The sequence below is a fragment of the Embleya scabrispora genome (assembly GCF_002024165.1).
GTDB classification, from domain to species: domain Bacteria; phylum Actinomycetota; class Actinomycetes; order Streptomycetales; family Streptomycetaceae; genus Embleya; species Embleya scabrispora_A.
Window position 1 is genome coordinate 3,325,445 of record NZ_MWQN01000001.1, and the last position, 20,758, is coordinate 3,346,202.

17 protein-coding genes and 1 tRNA gene are annotated in these 20,758 nt (G+C 69.4%); 9 read left to right on the plus strand and 9 right to left on the minus strand.

Annotation, left to right across the window (positions count from 1 at the left end; genetic code table 11):
• Positions 1–25: 25 nt before the first annotated feature.
• The 8 genes from B4N89_RS14785 to rpmH all read right to left on the minus strand — a co-directional run bounded on the left by B4N89_RS14785 (position 26) and on the right by rpmH (position 6,021).
• Positions 26–1,192, minus strand: coding sequence for a ParB/RepB/Spo0J family partition protein (locus tag B4N89_RS14785; RefSeq protein ID WP_078976306.1), 1,167 nt, complete (start codon positions 1,190–1,192; stop codon positions 26–28).
• Entirely contained in the window at positions 1,189–2,121 is a 933-nt protein-coding gene (locus B4N89_RS14790) for a ParA family protein (RefSeq protein ID WP_235618619.1), read from the minus strand. Before B4N89_RS14790 ends, B4N89_RS14785 begins: the two co-directional genes overlap by 4 nt.
• A gap of 277 nt (positions 2,122–2,398) precedes the next feature.
• Positions 2,399–3,151: a 16S rRNA (guanine(527)-N(7))-methyltransferase RsmG gene (rsmG, locus tag B4N89_RS14795; RefSeq protein WP_101897303.1), complete on the minus strand. Its 753-nt coding sequence runs from the start codon at positions 3,149–3,151 to the stop codon at positions 2,399–2,401.
• Positions 3,152–3,233: 82 nt separating this feature from the next.
• Entirely contained in the window at positions 3,234–3,785 is a 552-nt protein-coding gene (locus B4N89_RS14800) for a protein jag (RefSeq protein WP_078976308.1), read from the minus strand.
• Between the two features lie 68 nt (positions 3,786–3,853).
• Complete coding sequence (gene yidC, locus B4N89_RS14805) at positions 3,854–5,020, minus strand: membrane protein insertase YidC (protein ID WP_078976309.1); 1,167 nt, start codon at positions 5,018–5,020, stop codon at positions 3,854–3,856.
• A gap of 2 nt (positions 5,021–5,022) precedes the next feature.
• Complete coding sequence (gene yidD / locus B4N89_RS14810) at positions 5,023–5,367, minus strand: membrane protein insertion efficiency factor YidD (protein WP_078976310.1); 345 nt, start codon at positions 5,365–5,367, stop codon at positions 5,023–5,025.
• Positions 5,364–5,867 (minus strand): ribonuclease P protein component, encoded by a 504-nt coding sequence (gene rnpA, locus B4N89_RS14815; protein WP_078976311.1) that lies wholly within the window; start codon positions 5,865–5,867, stop codon positions 5,364–5,366. The genes yidD and rnpA overlap by 4 nt, the downstream gene beginning before the upstream one ends.
• Positions 5,868–5,883: 16 nt before the next feature.
• Positions 5,884–6,021, minus strand: coding sequence for a 50S ribosomal protein L34 (gene rpmH / locus B4N89_RS14820; RefSeq protein WP_010849920.1), 138 nt, complete (start codon positions 6,019–6,021; stop codon positions 5,884–5,886).
• 351 nt (positions 6,022–6,372) lie between these two features.
• Here rpmH and dnaA point away from each other — a divergent pair, with 351 nt between their 5' ends.
• From dnaA to B4N89_RS14865, 9 genes are all read left to right on the plus strand, one after another.
• Complete coding sequence (dnaA, locus tag B4N89_RS14825) at positions 6,373–8,364, plus strand: chromosomal replication initiator protein DnaA (protein WP_078976312.1); 1,992 nt, start codon at positions 6,373–6,375, stop codon at positions 8,362–8,364.
• Between the two features lie 836 nt (positions 8,365–9,200).
• Positions 9,201–10,334 carry a DNA polymerase III subunit beta gene (gene dnaN / locus B4N89_RS14830; RefSeq protein WP_078976313.1) on the plus strand — a complete coding sequence of 378 codons (1,134 nt, stop codon included), beginning with the start codon at positions 9,201–9,203 and terminating at the stop codon, positions 10,332–10,334.
• A 199-nt stretch (positions 10,335–10,533) separates the two neighbouring features.
• A complete protein-coding gene (gene gnd / locus B4N89_RS14835; protein ID WP_078976314.1) occupies positions 10,534–11,475 on the plus strand; it encodes a phosphogluconate dehydrogenase (NAD(+)-dependent, decarboxylating) in 942 nt (313 codons plus the stop codon).
• A gap of 19 nt (positions 11,476–11,494) precedes the next feature.
• Positions 11,495–12,649, plus strand: coding sequence for a DNA replication/repair protein RecF (recF, locus tag B4N89_RS14840; protein WP_078976315.1), 1,155 nt, complete (start codon positions 11,495–11,497; stop codon positions 12,647–12,649).
• Positions 12,642–13,157, plus strand: coding sequence for a DUF721 domain-containing protein (locus B4N89_RS14845; RefSeq protein ID WP_235618620.1), 516 nt, complete (start codon positions 12,642–12,644; stop codon positions 13,155–13,157). Before recF ends, B4N89_RS14845 begins: the two co-directional genes overlap by 8 nt.
• A 391-nt stretch (positions 13,158–13,548) precedes the next feature.
• Positions 13,549–15,585: a DNA topoisomerase (ATP-hydrolyzing) subunit B gene (gene gyrB, locus B4N89_RS14850; protein WP_078976316.1), complete on the plus strand. Its 2,037-nt coding sequence runs from the start codon at positions 13,549–13,551 to the stop codon at positions 15,583–15,585.
• 81 nt (positions 15,586–15,666) lie between these two features.
• Positions 15,667–18,294: a DNA gyrase subunit A gene (gene gyrA, locus B4N89_RS14855; protein WP_078976317.1), complete on the plus strand. Its 2,628-nt coding sequence runs from the start codon at positions 15,667–15,669 to the stop codon at positions 18,292–18,294.
• A 504-nt stretch (positions 18,295–18,798) separates the two neighbouring features.
• Positions 18,799–19,119: a DUF3566 domain-containing protein gene (locus B4N89_RS14860; protein WP_414646367.1), complete on the plus strand. Its 321-nt coding sequence runs from the start codon at positions 18,799–18,801 to the stop codon at positions 19,117–19,119.
• Positions 19,120–19,169: 50 nt separating this feature from the next.
• A tRNA-Ile gene (locus B4N89_RS14865) sits at positions 19,170–19,243 on the plus strand.
• A gap of 76 nt (positions 19,244–19,319) precedes the next feature.
• Here B4N89_RS14865 and B4N89_RS14870 read toward each other — a convergent pair.
• Complete coding sequence (locus B4N89_RS14870) at positions 19,320–20,633, minus strand: hypothetical protein (RefSeq protein WP_143657967.1); 1,314 nt, start codon at positions 20,631–20,633, stop codon at positions 19,320–19,322.
• Positions 20,634–20,758: the final 125 nt, after the last annotated feature.

The following is a 20,758-nucleotide window of genomic DNA, read 5'->3' on the forward strand; positions in this document are numbered from 1 at the left end:
CGCTACGGGCCCTTGGCAATACCGCCTACGGGACGAGCACCGAAGTCTCCGCGTCGTCCGTGTCGTTCGCGGCGGCCGACGTCGCATCGGCTCCCGTCCCCTCCACCGGTGCCGGAACACCGGCCGGCGCCGCGTCGCGAGGCCGCCCGGCCTGGCCCGGCACCTCCCGCTCGGCGAGCTGCCTGGCGAACTGATCACCCTCGCCCGGCGCCATCGAGGCGAGAATGCGCTCCAAGTCCTCGACCGAGGCGAACTCGACGACGATCTTGCCCTTCTTCGGACCGAGCACCACCTTCACCTCGGTCTCGAACCGGTCCTTGAGCCGATCCGCGAGATGGTTCAGCGCGGGTGCCACGATCGCGCCCGGACGCGGCTTCTGCGGCTTCGGCGTCGCCGCCGGCTCCTCGTTGTTGATCGTGCGCGCGATCTCTTCGACCGTACGCACCGTCATGCCCTCGGCGATGATCCGCTTCGACAGCTTGATCAGCTCGTCGGGCCGATCCAGCAGGGCGAGCAACGCACGCGCGTGCCCGGCGAGCAACGTGCCCGCCGCCACCTTGGTGCGCACCTCCATCGGCAGCCGCAGCAACCGCATCGTGTTGCTCAGATGCGAACGCGAACGACCGATACGATCCGCGAGCTCCTCCTGCTTGCACCGGAACTCCTCCAGCAACTGCTGGTAGGCCAAAGCCTCTTCGAGCGGGTTCAGCTCGGCGCGGTGCAGGTTCTCCAGGAGCGCGTCGAGCAGCATCTTGTCGTCGTTGGTCACCCGTACGATCGCCGGGATACGGGTCAGCCCGGCGATGCGGGAGGCGCGCAACCGGCGCTCGCCCATCACCAGTTCGTAGCTGCCCTCGTTGGTCGAGCGCACCACGACCGGCTGGAGGACGCCCACCTCCCGGATCGACTGCACCAGTTCGGCCAGCGCGTCCTCGTCGAACACCTCGCGCGGTTGCCGCGGGTTCGGCTCGATCAGATCGACGAGCAGTTCGGCGTACAGCGCGGCCGGCGGAGCCGGTTCGGTCTTCGGCGCATCCTGCAGCGGCACCGAGGTCGGCGACAGGGCCGACTCGTCCGTCGCTATTTCCGCCATCTTCCGCAGGGTCGCCGCGGCGGAGGAGGACGGCTTCAACGGTCGGGCCGGGATGAGCGATTCGAGCCCCTTGCCCAATCCCCTGCGTTGTCCGCTCATACTTCCTCCTTCGCCTTCGCCACACCGCGCAGCGCCATCTCCCGAGCCGCTTCAAGATACGACAACGCCCCGGTGGATCCCGGATCGTAGGTCATCACGGTCTGCCCGTAGCTGGGCGCCTCGGAGATGCGGACCGAACGCGGGATCGCGGTGGGCAACACCTCGTCCGGGAAGTGATCGCGCACCTCCTGGGCCACCTGCGAGGCCAACCGGGTCCGGGCGTCGTACATCGTCAGCAAAATCGTCGAGACGCCGAGGCTCGGGTTCAGGTGTGCGCGGACCAGTTCCACGTTGCGCAACAACTGGCCCAGCCCCTCCAGCGCGTAGTACTCGCACTGGATCGGGATGACCACCTCGGCGCCCGCGACGAGCGCGTTCACCGTCAGCAGACCGAGCGAGGGCGGACAGTCGATCAGGATGTAGTCCAGCGGCTGCTCGTAGGCGGCGATCGCGCGTTGCAGCCGGCTCTCCCGGGCGACCAGCGAGACGAGTTCGATCTCGGCCCCGGCGAGGTCGATCGTGGCCGGGGCACAGAACAGGCCCTCGACGTCGCGCACGGGCTGCACGACCTCGGCCAGGTCGCGGCCTTCGACCAGCACCTCGTAGATCGACGGCGTGCCGGCGTGATGGTCCACCCCGAGCGCGGTGGAGGCGTTGCCCTGGGGGTCGAGGTCTATCACCAGCACGCGCGCGCCGTGCATCGCCAGCGCGGCCGCGAGGTTCACGGTCGACGTGGTCTTGCCGACGCCGCCCTTCTGGTTCGCGACCACCATGACGCGGGTGCGCTCGGGGCGGGGCAATCCCTCCGAAGCGCGCCCCATCGTCTCCACGGCCTGTCTGGCCGCTCGGGCGATCGGGGTGTCTTCGATACCGGGCGCCTCTGTTTCACGTGAAACGTCGACGGCGGCACCCACACGGGGTGCCGGCATCGAGGCTGTCGGATACTCGGACGGCAACGGTCCACTCTCCTCTCCTGCCGCGGCGACATGGGAACTCGGGCCGACGGAATGACCACGCACTGCGGCGGCACCCTCAGAGGGTGTCACGTTCCGGCGCGCCTCATCAGGTGAGTAGAAGCGTTTCCACGGAAGGCGTTTCACGTGAAACACGATCCCGGGTGTGGTCGGGGGACGGCGTTCGCGACACACCCCGAGCGGGCAGGAACGGCGTTTCAGCCGTCCGGCCCAACCCCTGGGGCGAGTTCGCCTACTTGACCGGGCGGCGTCGGGCGGGCTTGGCGGTTCGGCGCGCCTTGGCCGCCTTCGACTCCCTGGGTGCCACGGTGCCGATCCGTACCCGGACGACGGTGGTCAGCGGATCCACGATCCCGGCACCCGCGTGCGCGACCGCCCACGACACCGCGCCGAGCTTGCGCAGGTCCGCCTCCGACTCCAGCAGTTCGTCGGCGGCCGAGTCGCCCTTGAGCGCCAACATCTCGCCGCCGGAGGCGAGCAGCGGCAGCCCCCATCCGGCGAGCTTGGCCAGCGGCGCCACCGCCCGCGCGGTGACCACGTCGGCCCAGGTACGCCCGCGCACCTCCTCGGCACGGCCCCGCAACACCCGTACGTTGTCCAGGCCCAGCTCGTCCACCACCTCGTCGAGGAACGTGGTGCGCCGCAGCAGCGGCTCGACGAGGGTGATCCGCAGGTCCGGACGGACCAGGGCGAGCGGAATGCCGGGCAGGCCACCGCCCGAACCGACGTCGTGCACGATCGCGTTCTCCGCGATCAATTCGGCGACCACCCCGCAGTTGAGCAGGTGCCGCTCCCAGAGCCGGCCGACCTCGCGCGGGCCGACCATGCCGCGGCGCACGCCGGGGCCGGCCAGCATGTCGGCATAGCGGATCGCGCGGTCGAGGTTGGCCCCGAAGAGCCGCCCTGCCGCTTCCGGAGCCTCGGGCGCGCGTTCGTCCGCCGGCGGGTCGGGGGTCGTGTCGTCCTGACGTTTCACGTGGAACATCATCCCAAGAACGGCGCCGGCCCCACCTGTGGTGCAGGTGGGGCCGGCGCGACGGTTGGCGGAAACGGATCCGGGGATCCGATCAGGCGGGCAGGACGACAACGCAGCGATTGGGCTCCTCGCCCTCCGACTCGCTGCGCAGTCCGGCCTCCGCGACGGTGTCGTGCACGACCTTGCGCTCGAACGGGGTCATCGGCTCGAGCTTGAGGGAGGTACCCGCGGCCTTGACCCGTTCCACCGCTTCGCCGGCGATCCGCGCCAGGTTCGCCCGCTTGGCGGCGCGGAACCCGTCCACGTCGAGCATCAGCCGGCTGCGCTCGCCGGTCTCCCGGTGCACCGCGAGTCGGGTCAGCTCCTGAAGGGCCTCCAGGACCTCACCGTCACGACCGACGAGGCGCTTGAGGTCGGCGCCGGAGGATTCGCTTTCCTCGCCCGCGATCACCGAGACCGACGCGCGCCCGCCCTCGACGTCCATGTCGATGTCGCCGTCGAGGTCGGCGATGTCGAGCAGGGCCTCCAGGTAGTCCGCGGCGATCTCACCCTCCTGTTCCAGACGGCTGATCTCCTCCGCGGTGAGCGTGATCCGACGCGACGCGGCGGGGAGGTCGACGGCGGGGGTCGTGCCTTCCGTCACAGGGGAACTCCTTTGTGGACGAGTGAGCGAGTCGTGGGGGTGGGCGGCGGCCGGCCCGTCGAGGGCGGTCACTTCTTCCTCGGGTGCTTCCGGCCCTGTGGCTGCCGGCGCGGACCGGCGTTGCGCGCACCGGAGTGCGGCGTCCGCGCGGTGGAGCCCTTGACCGCGCCGTTCGACCTGGCGGGTGTGCCGGAGCCGTTGCGCGTCGCGGTGTCGGCGTCGGCGCTCTCCTCGGCGTCGGCACCGGCCGCCTCCGCCTCGTCCCGGGCCCGAGCCTTGCGCTGCGACTTGGTCAGTCGGGTGGGCTGCTGGCGCCGGGCGGCCTGAGCCTTGATCTCGGCCTGCTGCGCGTCGTACTCCGCCTGGTCCATCAGCTTGCCGTCGGGCAGCAGCACCTTGCCCTGCTTGCGCGCCTTCTCCGCCAACTTCTCCTGCCGCACCTTGAACGCCGGGCTGCCGGGAGTGGGGTTGCGGTTGATCACGAACAGCTGCTGGCCCATCGTCCACACGTTGGTGGTGAGCCAGTAGACGAGCACACCGACGGGGAAGTTGATGCCGAAGACCGCGAACATGATCGGGAACGCGTACATCATCAGCTTCTGCTGCTTCGCGAACGGGTTGCCCACGAGCGAAGCGGGGTCGGTGTTCTTCGTCATCAGCTGGCGCTGGGTGAAGAACTGCGACCCGGACATCAGGATGATCATCACGACCGTGACGATGCGGACCGTGGTGAGGTCGGCTCCGAGGCTGGAGATCTTGCTCGCCGAGTCGGTGAACTTGGCGGCGATCGGCGCACCGAAGATGTGCGCCTGCTGGGCGCTGTTCACCAGGTCGCGGTCGATGACGCCGACCGTCCTGTTCTGCGACACCCGCTGGAGCACGTGGAACAGGGCGAAGAAGAACGGCGACTGCACCAGGATCGGAAGGCAGCTCGAGAGCGGGTTGGTGCCCGTCTCCTTGTAGAGCTTCATCATTTCCTGGGACTGCCGCTCGCGGTCGTCCTTGTACCGCTTCTGGACTTCCTTGATGCGCGGCTGGAGTGCCTGGAGCCCACGGGTCGCCTTGATCTGCTTCACGAAGAGCGGGATCAGGCAGATCCGGATGACGACCACGAGGCAGACGATGGACAGCCCCCACGACCAGCCGCTGTTCTTGCCGAAGATCGGGCTGAACAACGAGTGGAATTGGACGATGATCCACGAGACGGCGGTATATAGGGGGTTAAGAATCCCCACGGTCAAGCTCCTCGGGCGGTGGTGTTCGCACCGGGCGCGGGCTCGGTACGGCCGGTGCTGGACGTCTGCTGCCGCTCCTGCGGCTCCGACTCCGAGCGCGACTTCCGCTCGGGAAGTCGCCACGGTCGGCGTGTGCGCGGCGGCACAGGATCGACACCGCCAGAGTTCCAGGGGTTGCAGCGCAGGATGCGCCACACGGTGAGGTAGGTGCCCTTGAAGGCACCGTGCACGGACATCGCCTCATACCCATAATGCGAGCACGACGGGTAGAAGCGACACACCGGCCCCAGCATCGGGCTGATCGTCCACTGATAGACCCGAATGAACCCCATGAACAGGTACTTCACGCCGTCGCTCCCGGCTTGGCCGCGGGCCCATCCGCTCGAACCGCGACGGGGCGCCCGGACCGGCCCAGGAGCCGGTCGAACGCTGCGTCCAGATCCCGTGCCAGGTCGGAATGGTCCGCCTGGGCTGCGGGTGGCAATGCCCGTACCACGACCAGGCTACCTGCCGGAAGCAGGGCCATCCGATCGCGTATGAGGTGGCGTAGCCGACGCTTGACGACGTTACGGACAACAGCGGGGCCGACGGCCTTGCTCACGACGAAACCCGCACGCGGTGGTGGAGCTTGCTCCACTTCCGCGTGCGGGTCCTCTGCCACAGATTGGCGCAGGGTGTCCGGCTCGGACGGCCGCGCGGTCACCGGGGTGCGCGCGGGCGCGCCGAATCCGCTCGTCTCCTGGCGATGCAGGTGGACGACCAGGCTCGGACGGCCGGCTCGACGCCCGCGGCGAACCGCGATCGCGAAGTCCTCGCGCCGCCTCAGCCGGTTATCGGCAGGCAGCACGGAGAGATCCGCGAACTCAGGCGGAAAGCTCCGCGCGGCCCTTGCGGCGACGGGCAGCAAGGATGGCGCGACCGGCACGGGTGCGCATGCGCAGCCGGAACCCGTGGGTCTTCGCCCGGCGACGGTTGTTCGGCTGGAAGGTGCGCTTGCTCACTCGGGGGCTCCAGGATTTGAATCGTGGGCCGGCAGAAAAGACCGCCGGCCACCACCGTACGTCCGCATCGACATGATCTCGGACATGCGGCAGCGGTCGTCAGACAACTAGACCGGCCCACGGTACGTACCAACAGGCGACGGGGTCAAATGGGGGATCCGGGGCACGTCGCCCACCTGCGGAAACGCCCCATCGGGCAGGCTGTACACAGGCTGTGGACAACGGCTTGAGCAGGTGGATGGCCGCCACTACCGTGAACTGGTGGAGTCGGACCGGAGCGCTCGCTCCCGGGGTCCGGGACACTGGGAGCCCTCCCGAGACCTGCGTCGATGCAATGAAAGAGCGTGCACTGTGGCTGACATCACCAGCGACCTCGCCGCAGTCTGGGCACGGTTCCTGGAACGACTGGCCACCGACGACTCGGTCACGGCCAAGGACAAGGGATGGCTCCAGCGCACCCAGCCGCTGACCCTCTTCTCCGACACCGCACTGCTCGCGGTGCCGAACGAGTTCGCCAAGGAAGTGCTGGAGACCCGGCTCCGCCAGGTGGTGACGGACGCGCTGAGCCACGGTTTCGGGCGGCCGATCCGTTTCGCGGTCAGCGTCGAGCCGGGTGCGGGCGAGCCGGAGCAGGTGCCCGAGCGGCACGAGCGCTCGCCCCGGCACGACGACTACAACCCCGGTCCGTACGGGCGTCCCGCCTACGGCGACCGCTACGGCCGCGACGGCTACCCCCAGGAGCCCTACCCGCAGGAGCCGTACGGCCAGCCGCCCTATCGCCCGGACCGCGACCCGTACGCCGAGCCGCAATATCAGCAGGACTACCCGCACGAGCGCTACGCGCCCGGACCGTATCGGGATCAGCGCGATCCCCGGGACGCGCGCGATCCCCGCGAGTCCCGCGAGCAGCGTGATCCCCGGGAGTCGCGCGAGGGCAGGGACGGTCGGGATCCGCGCGATCGGGACCACCGGGACGCCCGCGATCCGCGTGATTCCCGTGATCAGTACGGATATGGCGGCGGGCAGAGCGGCTCCTCCGATCATCCGGGAATTCCGCCGTCCGACGGGACGCTCTTCGCCGATCGCGAGGACCTGTTCGGGGCGCCCGGCTTTTCCACACCTCCCGTCCACAGCTTTGTGGATAATTCGACACATCAATCCGGCGACAGAGAGCCGCTTCCGGGCGCCCCACAGCCGCCGCAACAGGCGCCGCCGCACCAGCCGCCCTCGGTACCGCCGGCCGACGCGCCCGGGAATCGGCCGCTGCGGCTGGCCCGGCCGGGCACCGGTCGCGAGCACGGGGTGGTCGAGCACGAGCCCGCCGCGCGGTTGAATCCCAAGTACCTGTTCGAGACCTTCGTCATCGGCTCCAGCAACCGGTTCGCGCACGCGGCCGCGGTGGCCGTGGCCGAGGCGCCCGCGAAGGCGTACAACCCGCTGTTCATCTACGGCGAGTCGGGACTGGGCAAGACCCACCTGCTGCACGCGATCGGGCACTACGCGAAGAGCCTGTATCCGGGCACGCGGGTGCGCTACGTGAGCTCGGAGGAGTTCACCAACGAGTTCATCAACTCGATCCGCGACGGCAAGGCCGACGGCTTCCGCCGCCGCTATCGCGACGTCGACGTCCTGCTGGTGGACGACATCCAATTCCTGGAGACCAAGGAGCAGACCCAGGAGGAGTTCTTCCACACCTTCAATACGCTCCACAACGCGAACAAGCAGATCGTCATCTCGTCGGACCGGCCGCCCAAGCAGCTGGTGACTCTGGAGGATCGACTGCGCAATCGTTTCGAGTGGGGGCTGTTGACCGACGTCCAGCCGCCCGAATTGGAGACTCGGATCGCGATTCTGCGCAAGAAGGCGATCCAGGAGGGGTTGAACGCGCCGCCGGACGTGCTGGAGTACATCGCCAGCAAGATCTCCCGGAACATCCGCGAGCTGGAGGGCGCGTTGATCCGGGTGACCGCGTTCGCGAGCCTGAACCGGCAGCCGGTGGACCTGCAGCTGACCGAGATCGTGCTCAAGGACCTGATTCCGGACAGTGCGGGGCCCGAGATCACGGCGACCACGATCATGGCGCACACCGCGGCCTACTTCGGGTTGTCCGTCGAGGACCTGTGCGGCACCTCGCGCAGCCGGGTGCTGGTGACCGCGCGCCAGATCGCCATGTATCTGTGCCGCGAGTTGACCGACCTGTCGCTGCCGAAGATCGGCGCCCAGTTCGGCGGGCGCGATCACACCACGGTGATGCACGCCGACCGCAAGATCCGCTCGCTGATGGCGGAGCGGCGGTCGATCTACAACCAGGTGACCGAGTTGACGAACCGAATCAAGAGCTGATTCGAGCCCCGATCACCCGCTCGGGCCGGCCGGCGTTCCCTTTTCGGGGCGCCGGCCTTCTTGCGTGCGGTGTGACCTTCGTCTCATCAGCCCCGGCGGGGGCGAGTTATCCACCGATCGGCGCCGAGTCGGGCGTCCACACCATGGGGACGACCTGTTTACCGTCGAGTTCCCCACAATGGCTGCGGGAACCTGGGGACAACGCCGGCGAGCCGGCAGGTCAGGTTCCTGTGGTGATGTGGAGCGGAGTCCTCCACAGACTGTGGATAACTTTCCCGTGACGCACCGTCCATCGTCGTGTTGTCCGGTTGTCCACGTCCCGTCCACCGGAAATCGCGGCTTGTCCCCAGGTTGTCCACGGATCTGTCCACAGTCGGGCCGGTTTCACCCCTTACGGTGAATCCCGAGCCGAACGGCGTCCGCAGGGGGTGGGGACAAGTGGCCTCCGACCTGGGGATTGATTGGGGACAACCGGGGGTAAGGCTGGGGACGGTCTGTGGAGCCAATTCGGGCATCCACAGACACAGGGGGTTTATCCACGGGTCCACCCACACCCCGAAGTGGATAAAAAAGCGCCTCTGACCTGCGCATATACCGGTTATCCACGGTATCCACACCCCCTACTACTACGACCACGCGTAGTTCAAGAGCGACCCACGGAAAACGGTCGGGGCGGGCCGAATCTGTGGACTGCGGGTTTGCCGGGGGCTGCGCGGGCTGTCGGCGCGGTGCGTCAGACTGTGTCTCGGTGGTAGGCCCCGACGGCCCGACACCGACGCCGAAACGAACGGCGACCAAACGACAGACGGCCGGCAACGGCAGGAGGCGGTGAACCGGTGAAGTTCCGGGTCGAGCGTGACGTTCTCGCTGATGCGGTGGCGTGGACCGCGCGGAGTCTCCCGGCGCGGCCGGCGGTTCCCGTCCTCGCCGGATTGCTCCTGGAGGCGGCGGACCAGCGGCTGACGCTGTCCAGCTTCGATTACGAGGTCTCCGCCCGCGGCGGCGTCGAGGCCGAGGTGGACGAGCCGGGCCGGGTGCTGGTGTCCGGGCGACTGCTCGCCGACATCTCCAAGAGCCTGCCGAACCGCCCCGTCGAGGTGTCCACCGACGGGGCCAAGGTGACCGTGGTCTGCGGCAGCGCCCGCTTCACCTTGCCCACTCTCCCCGTGGAGGACTACCCGGCGCTGCCGGAGATGCCCACCGCCGCGGGCGCCGTCGAGGGCGACGTCTTCGCCGCCGCCGTGGCCCAGGTGGCCATCGCCGCCGGCCGCGACGACACGCTGCCGATGCTGACCGGTGTCCGGGTCGAGATCGAGGGCGACCTGGTCACCCTGGCCGCCACCGACCGATACCGGCTCGCGGTCCGCCAGTTCCACTGGAAGCCCGAGGCCGACGGCCTCTCCTCGGCGGTGGCCCTGGTGCCCGCCAAGACGCTCAACGACACCGCCAAGTCGCTGACCCAGGGCGACAGCGTGCAGATCGCGCTGTCCGGGGACAAGATCGGCGAGGGCATGATCGGCTTCGAGGGGTCGGGCCGGCGCACCACCACCCGCCTGCTCGAAGGCGAATTCCCCAAGTACCGCGCGCTGTTCCCGGAGCAGTCGGAGACGGTCGCCACCGTCGAGACCGCGCCGTTCGTGGACGCGGTCAAGCGCGTGTCCCTGGTCGCCGAGCGCAACACCCCGGTGCGGCTGTCCTTCTCCGACGGCCGACTCGTGCTCGAAGCCGGCTCCGGCGACGAGGCGCAGGCGTCCGAGGCGATCGAGGCGGGCCTGGAGGGCGAGGAGATCTCGATCGCCTTCAACCCGACCTTCCTGCTCGAAGGGCTCAGCGCGATCAACTCCCCGGTCGCCCAGATCTCCTTCACCACGTCCACGAAGCCCGCCGTGATGACCGGCAAGCCCGACGTGGAGGCCGAGGCCACCGACGAGTACCGCTACCTGATCATGCCGGTGCGGCTCTCCGGCTGATCCGGGCGGCGCCGAACCGGGCCGGGACGCGGCCGGGTTCGGCGCCGCGCCGGTGCATACCCCGCGGCCGCACGGGCAACCGCTACCCGCGTACCGTCGACGCGGTGAAAGCCCCCGCCCCTACGAGGGCTCCGGGGGTGCGGAAGCGGCCTCGGCGGTGCCCCACCCGGCATCGCAGCAGCGAACGAAGGATTTCAGGATGCAGCTCGGACTCGTCGGCCTCGGCAAGATGGGTGGCAACATGCGCGAGCGGTTGCGCCGCGCGGGCCACACGGTGGTGGGCTACGACCGCAACCCCGACGTGGCGGACGTCCACAGCCTGGGCGAACTTGTGGACACGCTCGCCGAGCCGCGCGTGGTGTGGGTGATGGTGCCGGCGGGGGCGCCGACCCAGGCCACCATCGACGAGCTCGGCGAACTGCTGTCCCCGGGCGATGTGGTCGTCGACGGCGGCAACTCCCGCTGGACGGATGACATCAAGCACGCCGAGGCGCTGGCCGGCAAGAACATCGGATTCGTCGACTGCGGCGTCTCCGGCGGCGTGTGGGGCCGGGACAACGGCTACGCGCTGATGTGCGGCGGAGACGCGGCCGACATCGCCAAGGTGCAGCCGATCTTCGACGCGCTCAAGCCCGAGGGCCCGGCCGGCTTCGTGCACGCGGGCAAGGTCGGCGCCGGGCACTTCGCCAAGATGGTGCACAACGGCATCGAATACGCGCTGATGCAGGCCTACGCCGAGGGCTGGGAACTGCTCGAGGCCGCCGACGTGGTCACCGATGTGCGCGAGGTCTTCCGCAGCTGGCAGGAGGGCACGGTCATCCGTTCCTGGCTGCTCGACCTGGCCGTGCGCGCGATGGACGACGACGAGCACCTGGAGGGCCTGCGCGGATACGCGGAGGACTCCGGCGAGGGCCGCTGGACGGTCGAGGCGGCGATCGACCACGCCGTACCGCTGCCCGCGATCACCGCGTCGCTGTTCGCCCGGTTCGCCTCCCGTCAGGACGACTCGCCGCAGATGAAGATGGTCGCCGCGCTGCGCAACCAGTTCGGTGGGCACGCGGTCACCGCCGCGTCGACGCACAAGGGCGCCGACGCCCCCGGCGCCGACGTCACGCCGCCGAAGGAGGCCGACGCGGGCTGATCCGGCAGCCCGCCCGCCCATGCATGTAGCGCACCTGTCACTCGTCGACTACCGGTCGTACGCCCGGGTCGAGGTCCCCCTCGAACCGGGCGTGACGGCGTTCGTGGGGCCCAACGGCCAGGGCAAGACCAACCTGGTCGAGGCGATCGGCTACCTGGCCACGCTCGGCAGCCACCGGGTCGCCTCCGACGCGCCCCTGGTCCGGCTCGGCGCCGAGCGGGCCTATGTCCGCGCGAGCATCGTCCGCGAGGACGGCCGCAGCGCGCTGGCCGAGTTGGAGATCAATCCCGGCAAGGCCAACCGGGCCCGGATCAACCGCTCGGCCGCCACCCGGCCGCGCGATCTGCTCGGGCTGCTGCGCACCGTGCTGTTCGCGCCGGAGGACCTGGCCCTGGTCAAGGGCGACCCCGGGGAGCGCCGCCGGTTCCTGGACGAGTTGCTGACCGCGCGCACTCCCCGGCTGCTGGGGGTGCGGCAGGACTACGACCGGGTGCTCAAGCAGCGCAACACGCTGCTGCGTACCGCGGCGCTGGCCCGTCGGGCGGGCGGCGGCCGCAGCGGGGCGCTGAGCACGCTCGACGTGTGGGACGAACACCTGGCCGCGACCGGTGCCGAGTTGACCGCGGCCCGGCTGGACCTGGTCGCCGCGCTGCAACCCCTGGTGGACAAGGCGTACGACGCGTTGTCCACAGGCGGTGGACCGATCGTGCTCGACTACCGCAGCTCGATGTCGGAGGACCCGCTGCCCGCGGATCGGGCGGGGATCCACGCGGTGCTCACCGCCGCGATCGCCGCCGGGCGGGCGGCGGAGGTCGAGCGCGGACAGACCCTGGTCGGCCCGCATCGGGACGATCTCGTGTTGCGGCTGGGCCCGTTGCCCGCGAAGGGCTACGCCAGCCACGGCGAGTCCTGGTCGTACGCGCTGGCGCTGCGGCTGGGCTCCTACGAACTGCTGCGCGCGGACGGGGGCGAGCCGGTGCTGGTGCTCGACGACGTGTTCGCCGAGTTGGACGTCACCCGTCGGGCGCGGCTGGCCGAGATGGTCGCGCACGGCGAGCAGGTGCTGGTCACGGCCGCGGTGGCCGAGGACGTACCGCCCGCGCTCGTGGGCGCGCGCTACGACGTGGCCGCAGGTGAGGTGCGAAAGGTCGAGGAGGGGGTCGAGGGTGAGTGACGAGGGCCACATCCCGTCCGCCCCGGGGAACGCCGGCGCGGCCGAGCCGACGCGCGGCATCGACCTGGCCCGTGCCGCGCTGACCCAGGCCCGGGCCCAGGCACGCACCCGGCACGACCTCCGGCAGGACCAGGACCGGGCCCGACGTGGCTTGAAACGCAGCGGCTCCGGACCCGACGACCGCGACCCGCAGCCGCTGCGACAGATCATGGGACGCCTGGTCAGCGAACGCGGCTGGCAGACCCCGGCGGCGGTGCACGGCGTACTCCAGCGCTGGCCGGAAATCGTCGGCGCGGCGCTGGCGGCCAACTGCCGTCCGGAACGTTTCGAGGACGGCGAACTCGTGGTGCGCGCCGAATCCGACAACTACGCCACCCACGTGCGCTGGCTCGCGCCGAAACTGCTCGCCCGGCTCAACCAGGAGCTGGGCGACGGCACCGTCACCTACATCCGCGTCCTCGGTCCGGCCCAGGAGCGCCGCCGGGGCCAGTGGCGCGCCCAGCCGTAGGCGGTTTCCGGCCACGGGCCACGCGGTCTGCGCCGATTGACTCGGGTGCGCGACCCTCGGCGACCGCGCCGGCGGGGGCGATGTGTCCGGTGTCATACCGGTCTGACACGCTGTCACCATCCGAGTCGCCCGCGCCGCGTGGACAGGCATGAGAGCGATTCGGGACCCCGGGGCAAGTGGGGGGACATGCGACAGGGCACATCAGGGCGCCACACGCGGATACAGGGCCCTTGGGAACCCATCTTTGTGTCGCCCCGACCGGTAGACTGGACCAGCAATACCGCTCATGCGGATCCTGTTTCGACTTCCGCGGCTCCGTGCCCGGGGGCGCGTCGGGCCGGCTGTCTGCCCCTCGACGCACCCTGCCGTTCCTGCTCCCGGGCAGGGAGCCGTGCTGTGCCAGAAAGGGCGCTTCGTGGCCGATTCCGGCAACCCCAAGGAGAATGACGTGGCCGGCTCGCCGGAAACCCCTGCCGCGAGCAACGGGCAGTCCTACGGCGCGAGCGACATCCAGGTCCTGGAGGGCCTCGACGCGGTCCGCAAGCGCCCGGGCATGTACATCGGTTCCACCGGTGAGCGCGGTCTGCACCACCTCGTCTACGAGGTTGTGGACAACTCGGTCGACGAGGCGCTGGCGGGGCACGCGACGCACATCGAGGCGACGATCCTCGCCGACGGCGGCGTGCGCGTGGTGGACAACGGCCGCGGTATCCCGGTCGACATGCACCCGGTGGAGAAGAAGCCCGCGGTCGAGGTCGTCCTGACCATCCTGCACGCGGGTGGCAAGTTCGGCGGCGGCGGCTACTCGGTCTCCGGCGGTCTGCACGGCGTCGGCGTCTCCGTGGTCAACGCGCTGTCCTCGCGCCTGGCGGTGGACATCCGCCGCGACGGCTACCGCTGGACGCAGGACTACAAGCTGGGCACCCCCACCGCGCCGCTGGAGCGGCACGAAGCGGCCGTCGAGACGGGCACCACGGTCACCTTCTGGGCCGATCCGGACATCTTCGAGACCACGGTCTACTCGTTCGAGACGCTTTCCCGGCGCTTCCAGGAGATGGCCTTCCTCAACAAGGGCCTGACCATCTCGCTTCGGGACGAGCGCCCGGACCACGTGGACGAGAAGGGCGAGCAGCTCTCGGTCACGTACCACTACGAGGGCGGCATCGCCGACTTCGTGCGCTACCTCAACTCGCGCAAGGGCGAGCTGGTCCACCCCTCGGTGATCGACATCGAGGCCGAGGACAAGTCGCGCACCATCTCGGTGGAAGTCGCGATGCAGTGGAACTCGCAGTACACCGAGGGCGTGCACAGCTTCGCGAACACGATCCACACGCATGGCGGCGGCACCCACGAAGAGGGCTTCCGGTCCGCGCTGACCGCGCTGATCAACCGCTACGCGCGGGAGAAGAAGCTGCTCAAGGAGAAGGACGAGAACCTCGCCGGCGAGGACATCCGCGAGGGTCTGACCGCGATCATCTCGGTCAAGCTCGGCGACCCGCAGTTCGAGGGCCAGACCAAGGACAAGCTGGGCAACACCGAGGCGAAGACGTTCGTCCAGCGGGTGGTGCACGAACACCTCACCGACTGGCTCGACCGCAACCCGAGCGAGGCCGCGGACATCATCCGCAAGGGCATCCAGGCGGCCACCGCGCGGATGGCGGCGCGCAAGGCGCGCGACCTGACCCGGCGCAAGGGCCTGCTGGAGACCGCCTCGCTGCCGGGCAAGCTCAGCGACTGCCAGAGCAACGACCCGTCCAAGTGCGAGATCTTCATCGTCGAGGGCGACTCGGCCGGCGGCTCGGCCAAGTCCGGCCGCGACCCGATGTACCAGGCGATCCTGCCGATCCGCGGCAAGATCCTGAACGTCGAGAAGGCGCGGATCGACAAGATCCTGCAGAACACCGAGGTCCAGGCGCTCATCTCGGCCTTCGGCACCGGTGTGCACGAGGACTTCGACATCGAGAAGCTGCGCTATCACAAGATCATCCTGATGGCGGACGCCGACGTCGACGGCCAGCACATCAACACCCTGCTGCTGACCTTCCTGTTCCGCTTCATGCGCCCGCTGGTCGAGGCCGGCCACGTGTACCTCTCCCGGCCGCCGCTGTACAAGATCAAGTGGAGCCGGGACGACTTCGAGTACGCCTACTCCGACCGCGAGCGCGACGCGCTGCTCGAACTCGGCCGCCAGGCGGGCAAGCGGGCCAAGGACGACTCGATCCAGCGCTTCAAGGGCCTCGGCGAGATGAACGCCGAGGAGCTTCGGGTGACCACGATGGACATCGACCACCGCGTCCTGGGTCAGGTCACCCTCGACGACGCGGCCCAGGCCGACGAACTGTTCTCGGTGCTCATGGGTGAGGACGTCGAGGCCCGTCGCTCGTTCATCCAGCGCAACGCCAAGGACGTCAGGTTCCTGGACATCTGACCGGCCGGGGCATCCGCCTGCCGGCGGATATCCACATCCGAGTCGGCCCCACGTCACAGCTCGAAAGGACATTGACCAGCAATGGCCGATGAGAACACCCCGGCGCCCGAAGGCGACCAGGAGGACGCGGTGAACAGCACCGGCGGCCTGCGGATCGAGCCGGTCGGGCTCGAGACCGAGATGCAGCGCAGCTACCTCGACTACGCGATGAGCGTGATCGTCTCGCGCGCCCTGCCCGACGTGCGCGACGGCCTCAAGCCGGTGCACCGGCGCGTGCTCTACGCGATGTACGACGGCGGCTACCGGCCCGAGAAGGGCTTCTACAAGTGCGCCCGCGTCGTCGGTGACGTCATGGGTACGTACCACCCGCACGGCGACACCTCCATCTACGACGCGCTGGTGCGCCTGGCCCAGCCGTGGTCGATGCGCATGCCGCTGGTGGACAGCAACGGCAACTTCGGCTCGCCGGGCAACGACCCGGCCGCGGCCATGCGGTACACCGAGTGCAAGCTCAAGTGGCTGTCCATGGAGATGCTCCGGGACATCGACGAGGAGACCGTCGATCTCCAGGACAACTACGACGGCCGCAACCAGGAGCCGACCGTCCTGCCGGCCCGGTTCCCGAACCTGCTGGTCAACGGGTCCGCCGGCATCGCGGTCGGCATGGCGACCAACATCCCGCCGCACAACCTGCGCGAGGTCGCGTCGGGCGCGCAGTGGTTCCTGCAGAACCCGGACGTGTCCGCGGAGGAACTGCAGGACGCGCTGATCGAGCGGATCAAGGGCCCGGACTTCCCCAGCGGCGCGCTGGTCGTCGGCCGGCGCGGCATCGAGGACGCGTACCGCACCGGGCGCGGCTCGATCACGATGCGCGCGGTGGTCGAGGTCGAGGAGATCCAGAACCGGCAGTGCCTGGTGGTCACCGAACTGCCGTACCAGGTCAACCCGGACAACCTCGCGCAGAAGATCGCCGACCTGGTCAAGGACGGCAAGATCGGCGGCATCGCCGACGTGCGCGACGAGACCTCATCGCGCACCGGGCAGCGCCTGGTGATCGTGCTCAAGCGCGACGCGGTGGCCAAGGTCGTGCTGAACAACCTGTACAAGCACACCCAGTTGCAGGACACCTTCGGCGCGAACATGCTCGCGCTGGTGGACGGTGTGCCCCGCACGCTCTCGATCGACCTGTTCATCCGCAACTGGGTGGACCACCAGATCGAGGTGATCGTCCGGCGGACCCGCTTCCGGCTGCGCAAGGCGGAGGAGCGCGCCCACATCCTGCGCGGTCTGCTCAAGGCCCTCGACGCGATCGAGGAGGTCATCGCGCTGATCCGGGCCTCGAACACGGTGGACGAGGCGCGTACCGGCCTGATCGGACTCCTGGAGATCGACGAGATCCAGGCCAACGCGATCCTGGAGATGCAGCTGCGTCGCCTGGCCGCGCTGGAGCACCAGAAGATCACCGCCGAGCACGACGAGCTGATGGCGAAGATCACCGACTACCAGGCGATCCTGGCCTCGCCGGAGCGGCAGCGGCAGATCATCAGCGAGGAACTGGCCGCGATCGTCGAGAAGTTCGGCGACGACCGGCGCAGCCAGCTGGTGCCCTTCGACGGCGACATGTCCATCGAGGACCTGATCGCCGAAGAGGACATCGTCATCACCATCACCCGGGGCGGCTACGTCAAGCGCACCCGGACCGACCTGTACCGCTCGCAAAAGCGCGGCGGCAAGGGTGTGCGCGGGGCCCACCTGAAGCAGGACGACATCGTCGACCACTTCTTCGTGACCACCACGCACCACTGGATCCTGTTCTTCACGAACAAGGGCCGGGTGTATCGGGCGAAGGCGTACGAACTGCCGGACACCGGTCGCGAGGCGCGTGGGCAGCACGTGGCCAACCTGCTGGCGTTCCAGCCCGACGAGAAGATCGCCCAGGTGCTCGACCTGCGCGACTACGAGGTCGCGCCGTATCTGGTGCTCGCCACCAAGGCCGGTCTGGTGAAGAAGACCGCGCTCAAGGAGTACGACACCAATCGCTCGGCCGGCGTGATCGCGATCAACCTGCGCTCGGACGAGGCCGGTGACGACGACGAGGTGATCGGCGCCGAGCTGGTCTCCGCGGCCGACGACCTGCTCCTGGTCAGCAAGAAGGCGCAGTCGATCCGGTTCACCGCCACGGACGAGTCGTTGCGGCCGATGGGTCGCGCGACGTCCGGGGTGAAGGGGATGAGCTTCCGCGAAGGCGACGAACTGTTGTCGATGAACGTGGTGCGCGAGGGCACGTTCGTGTTCACCGCCACCGATGGGGGCTTCGCGAAGCGAACCAGTGTGGACGAGTATCGCGTCCAGGGTCGTGGGGGCCTCGGCATCAAGGCCGCCAAGATCGTCGAGGACCGCGGGTCACTCGTCGGGGCGCTCGTGGTGGACGACACGGATGAAATCCTGGCCATCACCCTCGGCGGCGGAGTGATCCGTACCCGCGCCGCGGGTGTCCGGCACACCGGACGTGACACGATGGGTGTGCAGCTGATCAACCTGGGTAAGGGCGACGCCGTTGTCGGCATCGCACGTAACGCCGAACCTGAGCCCGAGGCCGAGATCGACCCTGACGAGGTCGATGGGGCCGAAGCCGGTGCGGCCGATGGCACGCACGAGCCGACCTCCACCATCGCAGGGGAGGTTGCGCCCGGCGGGCAGGAAGGGTGACGCGTGAGCACAGACCGGAAGTCGGCCGGCGGGAGAGGCGAGCGCGCCGACCGGGGTCGAACCGGCGGGCGCGCTGACAGCACGGGTCGCAGCGAGGCGGCGCCGCCGGACGCGGTGCCGCCGAGGCCGGCCGGTCCACCTCCCGCGCACGGGGCCGGTGCCTCCCGGGACGCGGCGGCGCATCCGCCGCGTCCCGCGGGGCCGACCCCGTTCGCGTCCCCCTTCCCTGCCGCGGCCGCGGCGAGCGAGGGTACGGAGCGGCCGCCGGCCGCGGTCAACGGCAGGCCGGCCGCGGCCCGTCCGACGGCGGGCGGCACGATCACCACGCCGCGCCCGACCCGGGGCACCCCGGCCGGCGGGGCCCCGTCGGCCGCTCACCAGCCGGGGCAGCCCATGGCGCAGCAAGGGGGGCGGCCCGGATCGGGCTCGGAGCCGCAAGCGCGGCCGAGCGCGCGCACGAGGCGGGCCCGACTGCGGGCGGCCCGGGTGGATCCGTGGTCGGTGATGAAGGTCGGTTTCCTGCTGTCCCTGGCACTGGGCGTGGTGCTGATGGTGGCGGTGACCGTGTTGTGGCTGGTGCTTGACGGCCTCGGCGTATTCGCCTCGGTCGGCGACACGGTGAAGGAGGCGACCCAGTCGGAGAACAACTCCGGCTTCGACCTCCAACACTCCCTGTCCCTGAAGAACACGCTCTTCTTCAGCGGCATCGTGGCCATCGTCGACGTCATCCTGGTGACCGCACTGGCCACCCTCGGCGCCTTCCTCTACAACCTCACCGCATCCTTCACCGGAGGCATCGAGGTCACCCTGGCGGAGGAGGACTAAGGATTTTGGTGGCGGGCAAGCGGTGCGGTACGCTCTCTGAGCACGCACGCGGGCCTATAGCTCAGACGGTTAGAGCGCTTCCCTGATAAGGAAGAGGCCACAGGTTCAAGTCCTGTTAGGCCCACTTACGTACATGCGAGTCGAGGGTCCTTTCCCATGCATTGGGGAAGGGCCCTCGATCGTTTTGGGGTGAAAAGGGTTCAGGCGGCGGAGTTCGAAGGGTCTGTTGTCGGGGTGGCGGTGGGGCTGGGGGGACGGCGGGTTTGGCGGCCGAGGTAGGTGGACCAGGCTTCGGGGCCGCGGCTCATTTGTACCTCGGGGTCGTCGTCGCGGAGTCGGGTCAGGTGGCGCCGCGCGGCCGAGAGGGCTTCGCCGGGGCCGGGTACGAGTTCCCGTAGGGCGACGATCGACGGGCCCACTCGACGCGCGTCGTCTCCGTTGGGAATGCGTAGCCACGCCGCGTGGGCGCAGTCGGTGGGGCCGACGACGGTCGTGTGGTCGTGGGGCAGGCCCCGCATGCGTCGGCGGGCGACGTCTCGGTACAGCTCGCAGGCCTGCAGGTAGCGGCCGGCCATCGCCGACGCCCAGGCGTGCACTTCCCGAGCGGCCCATGAATCGGGGTGGTCGACCCCCAGGGTGGTCGCCAGGCGGCTGTCCAGCTCCTGGGCCACGAGGACGGCCACCGCGTGGTCACCCGCTTCACTGGCCGTGCGAATCCGGGTGAGATCTCCCGTGTACGTCGCCGGGTCGGACGGTTGCAGGAGTATCCGCGTGGGCGGCTCGGCGGTCGTGGCCCCGGAGGCGGCGAGCGCGGCCGGCGGCGCCCCGGGGTGGACGTTCTCCAGGCGCAACCCGGGCATGTGCGGTACGAGTTCCACGGTGTCGACGGCCAGGCCCGCCCGTTCGACCACCGCACGGTGGATGTCGGACGGATGCACCTCGGCAGGCGCCCGGGGTACGCCCCGCGACAGCACGGCGGACAGTGCGCGGGTGAACGGGCTTGTACCGTCCGCCGACTTGGCCGGCGGGTTGATCACGCCCCACACCGGAAGGCTGTTCGTCAGTGGCACCGGGGCGCCGTCGCGTAGTCGGGCCCAGCTCTGTGTGTCGGTGGCGAAGTCCGCGATGACCAGTGTGTGGCTGTGGGGCCGCGAACGAAGCGCGTTCACCAGCCACTCCCACGGCAGGCCGTCATAGCGCACGCTCCGCGGTGTGGAGTCCCGAAGACCGAGGTGCGCGGCGTCGGTGCGATCGAACATCAGCAGACCCGAGACGTACACGACCACGGGCCCGGGGATGCGCGCCGCCGCCTTGATGCGGCTCAACACCGCGTGCGGGTTGACCGCGTCATCGATCTGAACCACATCGACACCCGAGGCGCGAGGAGCGAAGCACGCCGGAGGTATCTCGGTCATCGCGCCCAGGTTGGCGCCGGTGCCGCGCAGTTGTCGACGGGACGCACGACCCCGTGCGCTCTCGATCAACAAGAGGTGGCCCCGTACAGCAAGGGTCATCTTCACCCTCCGTTGCTGAGATCAAGAGGAGAGCGAAGCTATCAAGTGCCGTCGTCGTTGGATAGCGATGTCGAACCGACAGGCCGTGTCCGTCCGGATGCGCCGCATCGGAGCGTGTTCCCGGT